Annotated in this window: 15 protein-coding genes; all 15 read right to left on the minus strand. The window is 44.5% G+C overall.

Annotated features, from left to right (window positions below; all coding sequences use genetic code 11):
• Window positions 1-2: 2 nt before the first annotated feature.
• Complete coding sequence (locus MHB67_RS15645; protein ID WP_180992569.1) at window positions 3-818, minus strand: ABC transporter ATP-binding protein; 816 nt, start codon at window positions 816-818, stop codon at window positions 3-5.
• Between the two features lie 4 nt (window positions 819-822).
• Window positions 823-1,656 (minus strand): nickel ABC transporter permease subunit NikC, encoded by an 834-nt coding sequence (nikC, locus tag MHB67_RS15650; RefSeq protein WP_024423513.1) that lies wholly within the window; start codon window positions 1,654-1,656, stop codon window positions 823-825.
• Window positions 1,653-2,597 carry a nickel ABC transporter permease subunit NikB gene (gene nikB / locus MHB67_RS15655; RefSeq protein ID WP_024423514.1) on the minus strand — a complete coding sequence of 315 codons (945 nt, stop codon included), beginning with the start codon at window positions 2,595-2,597 and terminating at the stop codon, window positions 1,653-1,655. The genes nikC and nikB overlap by 4 nt, the downstream gene beginning before the upstream one ends.
• A gap of 18 nt (window positions 2,598-2,615) precedes the next feature.
• Window positions 2,616-4,238, minus strand: coding sequence for a nickel ABC transporter substrate-binding protein (gene nikA, locus MHB67_RS15660; RefSeq protein ID WP_103131636.1), 1,623 nt, complete (start codon window positions 4,236-4,238; stop codon window positions 2,616-2,618).
• A 149-nt stretch (window positions 4,239-4,387) separates the two neighbouring features.
• Window positions 4,388-5,566 carry an aminotransferase class I/II-fold pyridoxal phosphate-dependent enzyme gene (locus tag MHB67_RS15665; RefSeq protein ID WP_342492626.1) on the minus strand — a complete coding sequence of 393 codons (1,179 nt, stop codon included), beginning with the start codon at window positions 5,564-5,566 and terminating at the stop codon, window positions 4,388-4,390.
• Entirely contained in the window at window positions 5,566-6,252 is a 687-nt protein-coding gene (locus tag MHB67_RS15670; RefSeq protein ID WP_268479070.1) for an acetyltransferase, read from the minus strand. Before MHB67_RS15670 ends, MHB67_RS15665 begins: the two co-directional genes overlap by 1 nt.
• Window positions 6,215-6,808 (minus strand): sugar transferase, encoded by a 594-nt coding sequence (locus MHB67_RS15675; RefSeq protein ID WP_029707401.1) that lies wholly within the window; start codon window positions 6,806-6,808, stop codon window positions 6,215-6,217. The genes MHB67_RS15670 and MHB67_RS15675 overlap by 38 nt, the downstream gene beginning before the upstream one ends.
• Before the next feature lie 20 nt (window positions 6,809-6,828).
• Window positions 6,829-8,343 carry an MATE family efflux transporter gene (locus tag MHB67_RS15680; protein ID WP_342492627.1) on the minus strand — a complete coding sequence of 505 codons (1,515 nt, stop codon included), beginning with the start codon at window positions 8,341-8,343 and terminating at the stop codon, window positions 6,829-6,831.
• Between the two features lie 28 nt (window positions 8,344-8,371).
• Window positions 8,372-9,394, minus strand: a complete 1,023-nt coding sequence (locus MHB67_RS15685) for a polysaccharide pyruvyl transferase family protein (protein WP_342492933.1) — start codon at window positions 9,392-9,394, stop codon at window positions 8,372-8,374.
• Window positions 9,395-9,405: 11 nt separating this feature from the next.
• On the minus strand, window positions 9,406-10,428 hold the full coding sequence (locus MHB67_RS15690; RefSeq protein ID WP_342492628.1) for a glycosyltransferase: 1,023 nt from the start codon (window positions 10,426-10,428) through the stop codon (window positions 9,406-9,408).
• Between the two features lie 27 nt (window positions 10,429-10,455).
• Complete coding sequence (locus MHB67_RS15695; RefSeq protein WP_172880883.1) at window positions 10,456-11,559, minus strand: EpsG family protein; 1,104 nt, start codon at window positions 11,557-11,559, stop codon at window positions 10,456-10,458.
• A gap of 14 nt (window positions 11,560-11,573) precedes the next feature.
• The gene (locus tag MHB67_RS15700) at window positions 11,574-12,704 is read right to left on the minus strand and encodes a glycosyltransferase family 1 protein (protein ID WP_342492629.1); all 1,131 of its coding nucleotides are present in this window, start codon (window positions 12,702-12,704) and stop codon (window positions 11,574-11,576) included.
• Window positions 12,697-13,536 carry a glycosyltransferase gene (locus tag MHB67_RS15705; protein WP_342492630.1) on the minus strand — a complete coding sequence of 280 codons (840 nt, stop codon included), beginning with the start codon at window positions 13,534-13,536 and terminating at the stop codon, window positions 12,697-12,699. Before MHB67_RS15705 ends, MHB67_RS15700 begins: the two co-directional genes overlap by 8 nt.
• Window positions 13,529-14,677: a glycosyltransferase family 4 protein gene (locus MHB67_RS15710; protein ID WP_151039877.1), complete on the minus strand. Its 1,149-nt coding sequence runs from the start codon at window positions 14,675-14,677 to the stop codon at window positions 13,529-13,531. The genes MHB67_RS15705 and MHB67_RS15710 overlap by 8 nt, the downstream gene beginning before the upstream one ends.
• Window positions 14,643-16,517, minus strand: a complete 1,875-nt coding sequence (locus tag MHB67_RS15715; protein ID WP_149126268.1) for a nucleoside-diphosphate sugar epimerase/dehydratase — start codon at window positions 16,515-16,517, stop codon at window positions 14,643-14,645. The genes MHB67_RS15710 and MHB67_RS15715 overlap by 35 nt, the downstream gene beginning before the upstream one ends.
• Window positions 16,518-16,579: the final 62 nt, after the last annotated feature.

Genomic DNA, 16,579 nt, shown 5'->3' on the forward strand with positions numbered 1-16,579 from the left:
CCTCAAATCGGGCAAACAGCTGGAATCGATGGACGAGCTGCTAATAGTTTTTTTGTATAATCATGTTTTGGTTGTTCAAAAATCTCAAGAACTCCTGCCTTTTCAACAATTTCTCCTTGTTTCATGACGACAACTTGATCTGCCATTTCAGCAATGACACCAAGATCGTGGGTAATCAGTAAAATGGCCGTTCCATAGTCATGACGAATTTGGTTCAGATGCTGAAGCACCCGTTTCTGATTGTGTACATCTAATGCGGTTGTCGGCTCATCTGCAATGATGAGGGGCGGGTGCATACAGGCAGCCATGGCGATCATGACACGCTGCAGCATCCCTCCGCTTAATTCAAAAGGATACTTATTGAACAGCTGGTCTGGCTGCGGCAGATTCATTTGCGCTAACGCATCTATTGCCTGTGATCGTGCGTGCCTTTTACTGACAGCCGTATGCCGGCGGATCGTTTCAACCAGCTGATGGCCGATTGTCCATACCGGCGTAAAGCTGTTCATTGGATTTTGCCTAATATACGAGATGTCTTTGCCCCGAATGGAACGCATATCCTTTTCACTTATACCGATCAATTCTCGTCCCTGTAATGTGATACTGCCAGTGACTTCCGTTGTTTTTCGATCAAGCATACGCAAGATCGACATACTTGTCACTGTTTTCCCGCAGCCGCTCTCACCAATTAATCCAAGGATTTGTCCGCGCCCTACTTCAAACGAGACTTCTTGAATAAGAGGGGTTGTCCCTTGAGGTGTTTTCGTCTGCACATGCAGGTTCTCTACTTGTAAAATGGACTCTTGCACATTGATCATTCCTTTACACACGGCGTTTGATGCCATATTTCTCTGAAAGGGCTTCTCCTAGTAAATTAAACAGAACCACCACAGCCATGATCACAAGACCTGGGTACAGCATTAACTGAGGATTCGTTTGAATGTAAGATTTCCCTTCATGAATCATCGCTCCCCATTCAGGCATAGGAGGCTGAACCCCTAATCCGAGGAAAGACATCGCAGAAATGTCCATAATCGCCCAGCCCATTTCAAGTGTTCCAATGACTGCTAATGGCGGCAGGACATTGGGAATCATATGCTTTCTCATAATGTTCCAATGCGAGGTCCCACTGATTTTTGCAGCTGCAATAAAGTTCTGTTCTTTTAAACTGAGCACCATTCCTCGGAAGACGCGGGCATAATATACCCATTGCACAAGCATCAAGGCAAGTACGACTTGAGGAAGTCCCGGACCGAAGATGCCGACTAATCCAAGGATCAGCACCAGGTTGGGGAATGCCATGACGCCGTCACAGATTCTCATCAAAACATGATCGATCCAGCCGCCTTTGTATCCTGAAAAGAGGCCGACAATTAAACCAATGAATAACGAAGAAAGAAAGATTAATAACGCACAGCCGAGCGAAACACGCGCACCATATAAAATACGAGATAAATTGCATCGTCCTAATTGATCCGTTCCAAGAGGATACTCCCATGAAGATCCCTTTAGCTTCATTGCTAGATTGACAGCAGCCGGATCATGCGGAGCGATCCATGGTGCACATATTGTGACAATGAGCAAGAGACCGAGCAGCAGGGCGCAGATCGAGATCATCTTTTGATGAACGAAGAGGTGTTTTACTTTTGTCATCATTGCTGGCGGCCTTCCTTTCTAGAAATACGGGGGTCTATGATCAGCTGAACTAAGTCAACGATCAAGCTGCTCAAGATAAAAATACAGGCCGACATGAGGACATAAAATTGAATCACTGGCAGATCTCTGTTAAAGATCGCTTCAATAAAAAAGCGGCCAAACCCTGGCCATGAGAAAACGGCCTCTACAATAATGGTTCCGGTTAACAGCTTGCCAAGGTTCACCCCTAGTCCGGTCAGCATCGGCGATATCGCAATTCTGAACACATGCTTGAACATGATCGATTGTTCCTTCAAACCTCTGATTCTCGCATATTGAACGAAAGGCTCTTGAAGCGCCTCACTCACACTTGACCGTAACAGCCTTGTATACGTAGCAATTAAAGGGACTGCAAGTGTGATCGAGGGCAGAATGAGATGCTCCCATGTTCCAATCCCTTCAACTGGTAAGAGGTCAAGTTTCACTGAAAAAAAGAAGATGAGCAAATACCCCAAGACAAACGTCGGGATAGATGCTCCTAAGAAAGAAATGAGCCGGCTCACATGATCAACGGCACCATTTTTCCTCATGCCGCTGAAAAAGCCGAGCGGAATGCTGACACAAATAGCGATCAGCAGACTGGTAAGCGCCAATTGAATTGTCGCCGGTATTCGATAAATCACCTCATCAACGACAGGCTGATTGGACATATACGACCGGCCGAAATCAAGGTGAATGACTTTTTCAATAGTATGAAGATACTGCATATAAAACGGCTCGTCTAAGCCGAATTCACTTCGTTTTTGCGCTAATATTTCATCTGTAGGCTGGATATGAGCCGCTGCTAAATATGCCTCAGCCGGGTCAACTGGCGAGAGGTGAATCATACCAGTTGTGAGCAGTGTGGCTAATAAAAATACAGGAATAATTGATAGCACTCGTTTGACGATATAGCGGCCCATTTCCTTACCTTCCTTCTGTTACTTCAGCTTAATGCCTGTGAAAGGATGTTCATCACGATTTGCAGGGAATTCAAAGTCCTTCACAGCTTTTTGATAAACGGCTGTCTTTTTAAAATAAGAGATTGACACAATTGCCCCTTGATCCTGTAAAGAGGATAAGACAGACGAATACAGTGCTTTGCGTTTCTTTTCATTTGTTGTGGATGGAATTTCCGTCATTTCTTTGATCAGCTTTTCCTTATTTGGATAGGCTGAAATGGCTTCTTTGAATCCAAAACCATCTGATGAAAGAACGTTCATAAATGTATGCGGATCATACGGCGCTCCGTAGTTGCTAAAGAAGTTCATATCAAACTTATTGGCTTTAAAGCGTTGAACCTGTGTGGCCAAATCCACACCCTCAAGCTTGACGCCGACACCAACGGCTGCCCATTCTGCTTGCAGCGTTTCCGCCATCGCTTTTTGAATCGATTCTGCTGAGTCATACATCATACTAAACTCAAGCTTTTTCCCATCTTTTTCACGAACGGATTTTCCTTTTGGAAGTGTCCAGCCCGCTTCATCCAGCAATGCTTTGGCTTTGTCCACATCATATTTGAAAGACTTCACTTGAATGTGTGACGTATACGGCATGTTAGTCGGCAGGATGTGATCTGCTTCATCCTCTAAACCTGAGGTGACTCCTTCTACCATTGATTTTTTATTGAAGGCATATTGAAGGGCATGACGCACTTTCTCATCTGACAGCTGATCCACTTTTGTGTTCATAACAAGCTGTCTCGTTGCAACAGGCTCTGACATTTTCGTTTCATACTTACCGCTTGCTTCCAGCTGTTTGTAGGAATCAAGGCTAATCGTTCCTTCTCCGTAAAGTAAATCCACATCACCTTTTTCAAATGCCATGACTCTCGTTTCCGCATCTGGGATGACCTTTACCTTGATTTCTTTTACCTTTGGTTTTTCTCCCCAATAATGATCGTTTCGTTCGAAAATGGCATAATCATCTTTCTTATATGTTTTTAAAACCCAAGGGCCTGTCCCCACTGGTTTTTCAATTCCTTTTGACGTATCTCCGTTTTTAGGGAAACCTGCTTCACCTAAGAAACGAACTGGACGAACAACGGCTAATTCTTGCACAGTTGGATAGTATGGTGCTGTTAATGTGAGTTTAAATGTCTTTTTATCAACGGCTTCTGTCTTTTTGATTTTCTTAATGACACCTAACCAGCTATGTAAATCTTTATTTTTTAAAATTGTATCGAAGTTCTTTTTGACAATGTCCGCATTAAATTCAGAGCCGTCTGAGAAAGTCACTCCGTCTCTTAAATGGAACGTATACACCTTGCCATCCTTTGAAACATCCCATGATTTCGCTAATTCAGGTTTCAGCTTACCATTCTTTTGATAGCTGACCAATGGCTCATAAATCATTGATTGCGCAAATAATTGTGATGGGTTGTATACGTGTGGATTCATTTCACCAATATCTCTTGGCCACGCCATTGTGATCATATCAGGATGATCCTTATTGCCTTCTGCTCCATTGTTTGTTTGAGAGCATCCTACTAGTAAAAAGAAAATAAGCAGGAATGGTAATACTGAATTTATTTTAATTTTCGGAAAATTTCTCCAAATAGACATAAGTTGCTCCTCCTAATTGATGCTGATAATCATTTTCATTTTAAGGAGGAAGGAAGCCGTTGTCAATATCATATTTGAAACGAAATGACAATACTTTTTCCGATTTATTCCATAAATTGAGGAATTTGATAGAAAGAGAGGCAGGCTGCTTACGAATGAGCAGCCTGTGAAGAGGTAAATGTTTTTTCTCGCAGCATGTCATGGAGTATATGGATGATACGTTCCTGATCTGCATCTGTCATGCTCGTTCCAGACGGAAGACAAAGCCCCCGCTCAAATAACAACTCAGATACAGGAGTGCCTTTTTCCGCAGTATAAAAAGGGCAATGGCGAAAGAGCGGCTGCTGGTGCAGCGGCTTCCATACATGCCTTGCTTCGATTTGTTCTTTTTCTAAAGCACCAATGATATCTGCTGGAGACAATTGTGTGTCACGATCAATGGTCAATGCCGTCAGCCAGCGGTTGGATTTCGTTTCTTGATATTCTGGCATCAAATGAACACCCTCTACTTCTGATAAAGCGTCCTGATAACGCTGGAAAATGCGGCGCTTTTGTTCAACACGCTCGTCCAGCACTTCCATTTGAGCAATCCCGACCCCTGCTAAGAGGTTGCTCATGCGATAGTTGTATCCCATCTCTTGATGCTCATAGTGCACCGCTTGTTCTCTAGCCTGTGAAGCAAGAAAGCGGCATCGTTCAATCGCAGCTTCATCATCACTCACAAGCATTCCGCCCCCTGATGTTGTAATGATTTTATTTCCATTAAAAGAATAGATACCGAACCTGCCCATAGAGCCGCTTTTTCTTCCTTTATAAAGCGCACCTAACGATTCAGCGGCATCCTCAATGACTGGTACATCATATGCTTCACACAGAGCCATGATCTCGTCCATTTTTGCACTTTGCCCATATAAATGGACAACGATGACCGCACGAGGTTTTTTCCCAAGACGTTTTGATTCAACTAAGGCTTTCTCTAAAGCAAGCGGGCACATATTCCATGTCTCCCTTTCAGAATCAATAAAAACGGGCTCTGCTTGTTCATATAAAATCGGATTTGCCGTTGCAACAAACGTGAGGGTGGAACAAAAGACAATGTCTCCTTTTTGCACATCTATCAGCTTTAAAGCAAGGTGAATCGCTGCTGTTCCTGAGGATAAAGCCGCTCCTGTCTTCACTCCTGCATAGTCCGCCACTGCCTGTTCAAATTCATTCACAAGCGGTCCAAGCGGCGCAATCCAGTTGCTCTTGAAGGCTTCCTCTATTTTGAAAGACTCTTTTCCGCTCATATGCGGAGGAGATAAGTAAATTCGCTTCCTTTCTTTCATCACTTCCCACCTTCTCTCCGATCTTTGATTTCTATTGCAGGAATTCCTACAGCGACCTTCTGATCATGTATATCTCTTGTCACTGCCGCTCCAGCGCCAATGACCGTCCAGCTTCCGATCGTTATACCCGGTGTCACCACGGCACCAGCCCCAATATGGGCACCTTCCCGCACGGATACACCGCCAGTCAGCACCGCGCCTGGTGACAGGTGCACAAACGATTCGAGTATACAGTCATGCTCGGCGATAGACCCTGTATTTATAATCGTATGCTCACCGATGGCTGCATCTGCTTGAACCACTGCCCTTGCCATCACAACAGTCCCCCTTCCAATGACAGATGACGGACTCATGACCGCCTCTGGGTGAATGAGTGTGGCATATGCTGTGTCTTCAAATGAGAGGCGTTCCTTCATGAGCTGTCTGATCTCATTTTGTCCGATCGCAATCAACCATTTCATATGAGGCATTGTCTCTCTCAGCTGCTCACTCATGGAGATCGGTCCATACAAAATCCCGCTTTGAGTGACCGCCTCTTCAAAATGATCATCTAATACCGCATATAATGAGAAATCGGCATGTGCAAAAATGAGATCTTGAATGACTTTGCTATGTCCTCCGGCCCCAATTAAACCAATGGTTTGCTTCTTACATATCGGTTCCTTTAAATTTTTCAGCTGTGGCATGATCCGGCTGCTGCACCCCCTCTGTTTTCATGACTTTCAGCAAGGTCATCCATAAAATTTTCATATCGAGCCAAAACGATTGATGCTCGACATACCAAAGGTCATAGGTGAATTTCTCCTCCCAGGAAAGCGTGTTCCGGCCGTTCACCTGTGCCCATCCTGTTATGCCGGGCTTCACAAGATGACGCCTTGCTTGTTCTTCTGTATACATAGGCAAATACTCCATTAAAAGCGGTCTTGGCCCGACAAGACTAAGCTCTCCTTTGAGTACATTGACTAGCTGCGGCAATTCATCAAGACTAAGCTTTCGAATCAAGGCACCGGTTTTTGTTAATCGCAAATGATCTGGCAGCAGCACCCCATGTTCATCGCGTTCATCTGTCATCGTCCGAAATTTATATAGCATAAAAGGCCGGCCATACAGACCAGGCCGCTTCTGCCGAAACACCACAGGCGTTCCAATTTTCCATCTAATCAGTCCATAGATGAGAAGAAAAAGAAGACTGCCTGCGATGAGCAGCGTCAATGCCACCATCACATCTATCATTCTTTTCATCATTGCATCTCCTTTTCATATTAGCGGGAGACCGCATGTTTTACCTTACGCATCAGCTGAATCCGCTCTCGTTTCGTTCCTGCAAACACATACAAGTAGCCCATATAGAGAATGAAACAAAGCCCTCCAATACAAAACAGCTCCCACCATGAAGTCACGTTATATACCGCCTGAATCCCCGCACAGATGCCCCAAATAAATAGCCCTCCAGCAAGTGGAACCAGTGTATGTTTATAAAAGATAGTGCGTTTCTGATTCGTGATCCTGGCCGTATAAAACGGCAGAAACACAATATTTTTAATCAATAAAACCATTGCCCCCGCTGATGCAATGCCATATAGACCAAGCTGCAGCAGATGAGTCAATCCATAGGCAAAAAGCACATTAGACACACCTAATATAAGGGTGACAACTGCAGGAACTTTCAATCGATTAAACACGGTTGGCACATATGTGAGCGGTAAAAACATCAAGGTCAAACATAAATAAGCCGCATGAATCATAAGAAGCCATTTCAGCTCCTCAAAGGCTGGCCCAAGCCATAAAAGCATGAGCGGACCAGCGAGACCTCCTAGAAGTGCGGCTGGGAACGCAACAAATAAGCCGCTCCACTTAATGGCGTTTGCAGCATATTGAATGAGTCCCTCTTTGTCCTGATTCGAATAAAATTTCGTGATCGTTGGTGCAAACACAACGGCCAATGTCCCTGCCAGTGTGCGTAATAATAATGGAAACTGTAAAATCGCCGCATACTGGCCCGTCGCTTCAGCTCCAATGAGTAAGTTGGTCATCAATAAATCAATTTGTAAAAACAACAATATCCCCATTTGCTCAAATGAATGCCAGACCCCTGATCGAACAAGAGTGAGACTAGACGATAATGAGACGTGCCTCCACTTAAACGAAAACCAAGGGATGAGTTTCTTAAAATAATAGATACCGATTCCCATAGCTGCTAAGCTTCCAATGACGGCCGCAAGCGGGATATGCCAAATGGCTGGTGTCGTCCATGTAAACAGGATGACAATCATCAGCGCCCTCAAAAACATTTGAATCGCCTGTCCAATACTTGATACATAGAGCTTATTCGCATAAAACGGTGCAGCCCCAATGCCAGACATGACGAAATTGAGCATAAATAAAAGACCCCCTAAAATAAAGGCGGTCTGTGTGTCTTTTGCGAGATGAACAGGTACATGAAGCCATTCAACCAGCTGATGAGACACGAAAAGACAAAGCAAAAAGAGACTAATAGATAGTAAAAACGAACTGACGAAATAGGAAGCGAGATAGCGCTGCGCCTTCTCCATCTCTCCTTTATGAGCCGCCACAGAAAAAAATCGCACAACAACCGCACTTAACGAAGCCGTAATGACCGATAAATAGTTGATCATATTTTGCGTCAGATGGATTAAGCCGAATGCTTCCACTCCAAGCGTATGAACAATATAAGGTGTTAAACAAACAGACATAAGCATCATTAGGACAAACGTGATTAAGTTCGCACTGGCATTATAAAGAAACGCTCGATTCATTGTGCTTTCACGCAGCGTTTAAGAGCCCTCATCCAGCTTCCTCTCCCTTTTGACCGCTTGTTTTCATCAGCTGATGAACGGCCTCTTTCACAGCGGCCTCATTTGGTTCTTTTAAAAGGGTCATAAACGGAAGATGAGCCACCCACTCAAAACCCTCCATCACCTTATGATCAAAAGATCTAAGGACAACACACGGTGTATGAGTGATCGCACAAAAGATCATACCATGCAGACGATCTGTCACGACGACTTGCGCTTGTTTCAACTCCGTCCACAAAGACGTTAACTCCTCTAAGCGAGTTGTTCGATCGACTCGTCTGCCAATTGTCGTTGTGATCAAACCGACTTGATCATATATCTCTTGGATATGCTGCTGCAGCTGCTGGCGCTCCTCCTTTGTGAGATATGCTTCTTGATCCTCACGCAGACAAAGCAGAACCCCTTCACGTGTTTCATCCTTTGATGATTCGTCTAATGACAGCACCATATCAGGCTGTTTCCACACATCTTGATCAGGAAAATGAAGCTTCATCCATTCATAGGTTGTTTGATCTCTTGCCATGAGGAGCAGTCTTGGATGCTGACTATACGTGTGAATGGCGCGGCGTTCCTCTCGTTTCCCTCTCTTTGTTTCTGTAAAATGTACAGTAGCAGGCAGCTGGATCATGGGATAGGACTTGAAGGTCTTGATGATAAATTGTCTCGTCCATTCTTCGTACCGGTATAAATCCCCCATATTGCCCCCACCGATCATACAGACGATGTCTTCTGGATGCCGGCTGCGCTTTAGCGGACGGGCAAGGCGATAGATCTCTTTCATGTCCACTTCTATGATGTCATAGGCTGGAAAGTGTTTCTTTAAAAAACAATAACTCGCATAGGCAATCGCATGATCCCCTAAATTATCATGGCCCGGCAGCAGCGTGAGAATGATTTTCTTCTGATGACTCAGCTCTGGCAGCCTTTGGCGGCTCAGTCTATACTCAAGCGGATATTTGACCTTTAAGAGCAGCCACTCTGCGGTTTTTGCCTTCAATTGCTGCACTGTCAATCCCATCACCCCTATTTCCTTGTCTGATATTCGATCCATTTTTGATAGCTAGAAGCCGCGGCAGAAAGCGGATAAACCAATCGGCACTTAGCAAGAAATAAAATCATTCGCTTTCGTACTGTGAGCTTCGATGGTTCCACTTGTTTGACGGCATGCTGAAAAGCATCATGTGTGACCATTTCACGCATGTGATCAAGCTTTTCCTGAAGAGAGAGATCATTTTGGCTCTTCCATTCGTTGAGCATACAATGAAGCGTATGATTGACGATAAAAAAGTCTAATGCTTTCTCATACAGAGAGATGTCATCATGCTCTTTTAAAAAAGAGCGCTGTGCATGATAAAAGGTCAGTCCATGATGAAAATACTGCTTCTGATATCGCTGTACAATAGATGACAGATGAACCCTGTAATAATAAAGAGGCTCATGAACAAAGGCGATGCTGCGTGCTAAAGAAAAACAGCGCAGCGTCACATATTGATCTTCAATGTTTTCAAGCTCACCCCGCAGCGGAAATCGAATGTGGTGTTTTTCCATAAAAGCACGCCGATACAGCTTATTCCATGAGAATCCAGTCAAGTCTCCGTGTAATAACGCTTTGATTACATCCGTTTTTTCGGCTGAGCGCTTGTCTAACAGCGTCGTTGGTATCGTTCGCTTTGACTGTTCAAATTGAATCCAATACTCGCTCACAACAAGATCTGCCCCGGTCATTTCGGCTTTTTCATACATAGCTTCACAGTAATGAGGAGCGAGAATATCATCTGAATCCACAAAGGCGAGATACGTCCCTTTCGCTTCCTCGATGCCCCGGTTTCTCACAGCGCCTAACCCTTGATTGGATTGATGGATTACCCGGAAACGCTCATCACGCTCAGCAAATGCTTCAAGCCATTCACCGCTGCGGTCGGTCGATCCATCATTGATAAGAATGACTTCTATATCGAAAAAACTTTGAGCTGCAATTGATTGAAGACATTGCTCCACATATTGACTCGTATTGTAAACTGCGACCAATAGACTGATAGCTGGCATTACAACATGCCCCACCTTTCTTCAAATCTACTTATTAAATATCGTTCTATACGGCAAAACCGAAGAATCGAACGGCATCAGCATGATGCTGTACAGAATATAGCAAACAGCAATCCCTACATACATAAACACATTAGACCGCTGATCAAAAATGCGTGTGAAATATGGCAGTAAAATGAGCTGATACAAGCCAAAATAAATATGAAATCTTGCATAAATGACATCCTTCGTTGCAAGGATGCCAAACAAGAAACCAAGCAAACAAAAATTCACAATGTAATCACTCTCAGGCGTCAGCTCACGAAGTCGTTTTCGATAAAAGAAAGCAAGCAGAAGCGGCAAAATCAAGACACCAATTTTTGTCACATTCATTCCATTCGTATTCGTTGTGAGCCATTCCTCGTAATGACCATATGAACTGCCTTGCAGCATCACGACAAACACCGAGACAAAACGGTCATAAAGAGCGGTTAAGCCTAAGAACACCAGGCATAAGACCAGCATCATCCAAGACCAAGCCTTTGTTCTCACAATAAAATACACAGGAATCATGATGAGGGCCGATGAATGAAACAATGAACATACAAGAACGAGCGGAAAATACAATTTCCACTGACCATTGATCACCAACTGGATGGCATAAAAAAGAATCGCTGCCACCATATACTGGCGCATGCCATTAAATGACGCATAATAATGAAAGGTCCCAAGAAAAAGCAGCATACTCAGCTCAAATGGACGGCCATATTGAATAAGCGTCTTGATGATAAAAAAATAAGTAATGGCTCCGACTGAGATATACATGATTTGCGGATCATGAGACAGTTGATTAAGCATCCATAAAATAAACGTAAACCCTGGATCCGTTGCGGCCTTCTCCACACCGAAGCCGAATATATGCCAAGGCTTTTCGTAGTTGATGGAGAACTCATACATCTGGCCATATGTGACAAAATCGGTTCCTACTTTATAGCGAATACCAGCTACGATACAAAGAAACAGAAACGGAAAAAACACCAGAAGCTTATTAGGCCGCCATCCGCTTTGAATGGTATCATCACGCCTGCCGTAAAATGCGGCAAAGCTCGACCATAAATAGACCATGATCATGTTCACCAAATAAACCGCCATCTGCCCTTCCTTCCTTACAGTCCATATAGATTCATCACACGTGTAATATTCTGTTTCACATCAAATCCTCTTTGTTCAAGCTGAGAGGTAATGGTCTCTTGAAGAGGAGGTTCTGCATGATATGCTTCAAGCACCGCCTTCATCCATTCATGCGCGGACTCTCGCAGGGACATCCTTTTCACAAGCCCGCAGCCTAAATCTACTTCCTCTGTAATATGATCTGAAATCACACAAGGCAGACCAGACGCCTGTGCTTCCACTAATACAAGCGGAAGACCTTCAAACAAGGAAGGCATCACAAATACATCAAATGCTTTCATATACTGTGGAACGTCTGATACGACGCCTGTAAAGACAATGTCCTCCATCAAGCCTGCCTTCTCTGCATACGATTCGACTACTTGCTTCAGCGGTCCATCTCCTACCAGGACAAGCTGAAATGAAACCCCTTGCTTCTTTAAGGTCTGTGCCAGCTCCATAAAAAAAACATGATTTTTTTGCTCATGGAACCGCCCAATATGACCGATGACCATGTTTTTTTCGCGAAGATGGAGCTGCTTTTTCATCTCTGCCTTTTCGTCTGGATCAGGCTGAAAAAAAAGGGATAAATCTATCCCATTTGGCAGCACCTCAACTTGCCCGTTCTGCATTTTTTTCTGTCCAAATAAAAAGACACCGGCATCCTCGCCGCATGCAACAAGCTGTGTAGAGAATGCAAAGATCAGCTGGCGAAATCCTTTGAGCATCATATGATCCAGCCAGTTTGGCGACTGCTTCCACGCTGTATTATGTGAATGGCAAATGCGCACCTTTACACCCGCTAGTTTGGCAGCAAGTGCGGAAAAACCCGTCTGAAAATCCGTATGTGCATGCACTGCCTGATAGGGCCCTGTTTGCCTAATTGTCTTGGTCAATGTTTTCACAAAAGCAACCGGAGAGGACGCCCCAATACTTGGGACGTAAAAGATGCGTCCCCCAAGCCGGCGAATTTCCTCATCATAATCACAGACGTCCTGCCGGTGGGTAATGAAATCAAATTGAAGGACATTTCTGTCGAGTGCACGATAGATGTTCATAATCATCGTTTCAGCTCCGCCGCGGTTCATCCCACCCACAATATGAAGCACGCGCTTTGGCTCACTCATCTTGAACCGCCCTCCTCTTCAGCATAGACGCCGCCAGCTTCCGGCGATGATAAAGCTTCATGATCTTCGGTGACAAGCAGGCACGGACCACTGGCTTTAGAGCAAATAAATAGTCAAGCGGCGACAGTTTTAATAGCCAGCATGCTTTCAAAACGAGCCAGGCATTATCCATCGAATATCGAAACTTCCGCCGCTGAAAGGCCGCTTCATCCTCTCTCACCAGATATAACGGCTCTTGTAAATTAAAACCTTTCCTCCCAGTAGCAAAAAAGCGGATCCAAAGATCGATATCTTCCATCCGCCTTGTTGTTTTTACAGAACGATAGCCTTGTAAAGCCTTGTAAGCAGAAGCCCTCATCATAATGGTCCCATGACAAAAAGGAGTCCCTCTTGCCAACACCTTCCGATCAGGCTCTGAAACAAGTGCCCGCACACCCTTTGTTCCCGTTTCATCAAAAACCGTCATTGCCGTACCGACCACATCATATTCAGGATATGTATCGAGGAAATGAACCTGTTTTTCTAAACGAACAGGCACTGATAGATCGTCGCCATCCTGCCTTGCAATCAACTCTCCCCTCGCTTCAGCCAGGCAGCGATTGAGACTGGCAGCGAGTCTTTGATTTTGTTGATTGCGGATCAGGCGAATTCTTTCAGGATGTCGTTTTGTATAAGACAGCACTTTCTCATAAGTGCCATCTGTTGATGCGTCATCACATATGATGAGCTCCCAGTTTTCATATGTTTGATGAAGAATAGATTCAATGCTTTCTTCTACTGTCTCTTGGCAATTGTAGACGCCCATGATCATAGACACCTTTGGTTTATGCATGCTGTATCACCTTCTCTGCTTGATCCATATAGATTGTATAAATTTCTTCCATTGCCCTGACCGTCTGCTCCTGTGCAAATGCATGAGCCATAGAGCGTCCCGCTTTTCCCATGAGGGGCAGCTGATCTTTTTTGTCGTAGAGCTGCTGCAAGTAATCAGCTAAACTATTCACATCTTGCGATTTAACTAAAAAACCATTGACGCCATGTTTGACAAGCTCACAATGTCCTCTATTCTCCGTTGCAACCACAGGTTTTTCTGCTGACATCGCTTCAAGCAGGTTCATGCCGAGCCCTTCTCTCAAGCTGGTGGAAACACATACATCGCTCATATGCATCCATTCCTCCATTTGTTTGCAAAACCCAGCAAAGTGGACATGATTTTCAAGATGGAGCTGGCGGGTAAGCTTTTCATAGTTTGGTCTCATTGTCCCTTCCCCGGCAAACACGATCGTTATATTTGGTATTTTCCTAGACAGCTGTGCACATGCTTTGATGAGCATCCCTTGATTTTTATTCGTATTTAATTCACCAGCACACAGCACGATAAAATCTTCCGAGGAAAAGCCATAGGCTGCGCGAAGGCTCTGCTTCTCTTTTTCATCGACAGGTGCGAACCGCTTCATATCCACACCCATACCGGGCACATAATAAACAGATGTCCGCTCTTTTGATAGACGGTCGGCTCTTTTAAAATCTTCTCCATTAATGGTGATCAGAGCGTCTGTATAGCGGGCGAGAAATCTCTCTATTGGATAATAGAGCAGCCAGTTTTGAAGCGGCGCCCCCTGCCAAAAGTGAAAGCCATGTGCCGTGTAAAGAACCTTCGTTCCTTTTTTGCGCGTACCTTTGGCTGCGAGCCTGCCAATGACACTTCCCATTGGTGTGTGGCAATGGATGAAATCATAGTGCTCTTTCGCTAACAGCTTCTTCAGTTCTACATACGCAAGCCGGTTGCGTACATGAAAAGGAGAGCGCTGAATCGGAATTGAGTGAGCTTGATTCACATAGGGCAGCTTCAGCTGGCCGTTTGCCGCTGTATGCACTTCCCATCCTTGTTCCTGAAACCACCGGAAATACGGAAGATGAAAGGCCTTAAAGTGATAATCAACCGTTGCGCAAAACAAGACTTTTTTCTTCATTGGCAAGCGCTTCCTCCTCTCGTGTCATCTGATCGGACAACATATCATGCGACTCAATGGCAGCAAATAATGCTTGTCTCATCTGCTCTTCACTCATCATGTCAAATTCATGGATAAAACGGTTCAGCACATATGGGTCACCATCCAGCGCATGGCCGATGTGAATTTTCGGGAAGATTTGCTCCTGTGCTTTTTCATGCTGGTTGAGTAATTCCTCGTACATTTTCTCTCCAGGACGAATGCCTGTGAAAGTGATTGGAATCTGGTCTGTGGTGTAGCCTGAGAGGTGAATGAGGTTTTCTGCGAGGTCCACGATTTTCACTGGCTCCCCCATATCTAAAACAAAAATCTGTCTTCCTTCTGCCAGTGCACCTGCCTGAATCACAAGCCTTGATGCTTCTGGGATGGTCATAAAATATCTTGTCATGGCTGGGTGTGTGACCGTCACCGGCCCGCCTTGCTCGATTTGTTTCTTAAAAATAGGGATGACGCTCCCTCTGCTTCCGAGCACATTTCCAAATCGTACAGCGACAAATTTTGTTTCGCTGCTTGCCCCCATTTGCATGATCAGCATTTCAGCAAACCGCTTTGTGGCTCCCATCACATTGGCAGGGTTGACCGCTTTGTCAGATGAGATGAGGACGAATGTTTCAATGCCGTGCTCGTGTGCGGCTTCTGCGACATTTTTTGTCCCGATAATATTGTTTTTCACAGCTTCTTTCGGACTGATCTCCATGAGCGGGACATGCTTATGTGCCGCAGCATGATAAATCATATCCGGCTGAAATTGACCAACGATTTCACTCATTTTCTGTTTATCTTGAATATCCGCAATTTGTGGATAGAGTCTGATGCTGCCTCCATATAATTCTTTCAGCTCTAGTAAAATAGAATGAATGCTAAATTCTCCATGTCCCACAAGTACAATCGCTTGAGGAGCAAACACACAAATTTGACGGCAGATTTCTGATCCAATTGATCCGCCTGCCCCTGTGACCATGATTGTTTTTCCCTTTAAATGAGCAGATAGACGGCTCGTATCTAATTGAATTGGTTCTCTCCCTAGTAAATCCTCTGGCTGTACATCCCGTAATTGATTCAGTGCATGGGTTCCTTTTAAAATCTGCTCCATTTCCGGCATGATCTGTGTTTTGACTCCGGTCGCGACACATTCCTTATACAGCCCTTTTAAGGTGTGGCTGCTTTTGGACGGAATGGCGATGATGATCTTCTGAATATCCATCATCACGACAGCTGTTTGAATTTGTTCTTTTCCTCCTATAACAGGCAGACCCATAATTTCAAGCCGATGTTTCGTCTTGTCATCATCGATGAAGGCGACTGGCTCAATATGTACATCACTCGATTGCTGAAGCTGACGAACGAGCATGGTTCCCGCTGATCCGGCACCAATAATTAATGCCCGCTCTTTTTCTGCCTGAAGCCGTTTGGCCCCGTCATGAAATAACCTAGAAGCCATACGAGAGGCACCGATGAATAAGATATGAAAAAGCCACACGATGAATAAAAACCGAAATGGCCATGTCTGCACGAAAAGGTACAGCATCGTCATCGAAAATAAAAAAGAACACACAAAGGTCTTCATTAAAGAAAATAACTCTCTTACTCCTGTATAAGCCCATACTTGCTTGTACACATGAAACATGCAGGCAAATATATGGTGCCCAATGAGCAGACTGAGTGAAGAAATGGCGAGCATTTCAAATGTATAAACGGTTAAAGCCGCCTCTTGGACAAATTGAAAACCAAAAAAGACGGAAACTAAGATGAGATATGAATCTAGTGCTACGATGATTGATAATCTTTGGGCGTAAGTCAACGCTCCTCCCCCTTTTTAAAGCATCACTATTCTTACGTAACATGGGCATCAAACCCGTCCTC

This window comes from Bacillus sp. FSL H8-0516 (assembly GCF_038635285.1).
Taxonomy (GTDB): Bacteria; Bacillota; Bacilli; order Bacillales; family Bacillaceae; genus Bacillus; species Bacillus safensis.

What these genes read in the sequence shown, in the direction of transcription:
- MHB67_RS15645 (WP_180992569.1), bottom strand. Translation starts at nt 818, where the DNA reads ATGATCAATGTGCAAGAGTCCATTTTACAAGTAGAGAACCTGCATGTG.
- nikC (WP_024423513.1), bottom strand. Translation starts at nt 1,656, where the DNA reads ATGATGACAAAAGTAAAACACCTCTTCGTTCATCAAAAGATGATCTCG.
- nikB (WP_024423514.1), bottom strand. Translation starts at nt 2,597, where the DNA reads ATGGGCCGCTATATCGTCAAACGAGTGCTATCAATTATTCCTGTATTT.
- nikA (WP_103131636.1), bottom strand. Translation starts at nt 4,238, where the DNA reads ATGTCTATTTGGAGAAATTTTCCGAAAATTAAAATAAATTCAGTATTA.
- MHB67_RS15665 (WP_342492626.1), bottom strand. Translation starts at nt 5,566, where the DNA reads ATGAAAGAAAGGAAGCGAATTTACTTATCTCCTCCGCATATGAGCGGA.
- MHB67_RS15670 (WP_268479070.1), bottom strand. Translation starts at nt 6,252, where the DNA reads ATGCCACAGCTGAAAAATTTAAAGGAACCGATATGTAAGAAGCAAACC.
- MHB67_RS15675 (WP_029707401.1), bottom strand. Translation starts at nt 6,808, where the DNA reads ATGAAAAGAATGATAGATGTGATGGTGGCATTGACGCTGCTCATCGCA.
- MHB67_RS15680 (WP_342492627.1), bottom strand. Translation starts at nt 8,343, where the DNA reads ATGAATCGAGCGTTTCTTTATAATGCCAGTGCGAACTTAATCACGTTT.
- MHB67_RS15690 (WP_342492628.1), bottom strand. Translation starts at nt 10,428, where the DNA reads ATGCCAGCTATCAGTCTATTGGTCGCAGTTTACAATACGAGTCAATAT.
- MHB67_RS15695 (WP_172880883.1), bottom strand. Translation starts at nt 11,559, where the DNA reads ATGGCGGTTTATTTGGTGAACATGATCATGGTCTATTTATGGTCGAGC.
- MHB67_RS15700 (WP_342492629.1), bottom strand. Translation starts at nt 12,704, where the DNA reads ATGAGTGAGCCAAAGCGCGTGCTTCATATTGTGGGTGGGATGAACCGC.
- MHB67_RS15705 (WP_342492630.1), bottom strand. Translation starts at nt 13,536, where the DNA reads ATGCATAAACCAAAGGTGTCTATGATCATGGGCGTCTACAATTGCCAA.
- MHB67_RS15710 (WP_151039877.1), bottom strand. Translation starts at nt 14,677, where the DNA reads ATGAAGAAAAAAGTCTTGTTTTGCGCAACGGTTGATTATCACTTTAAG.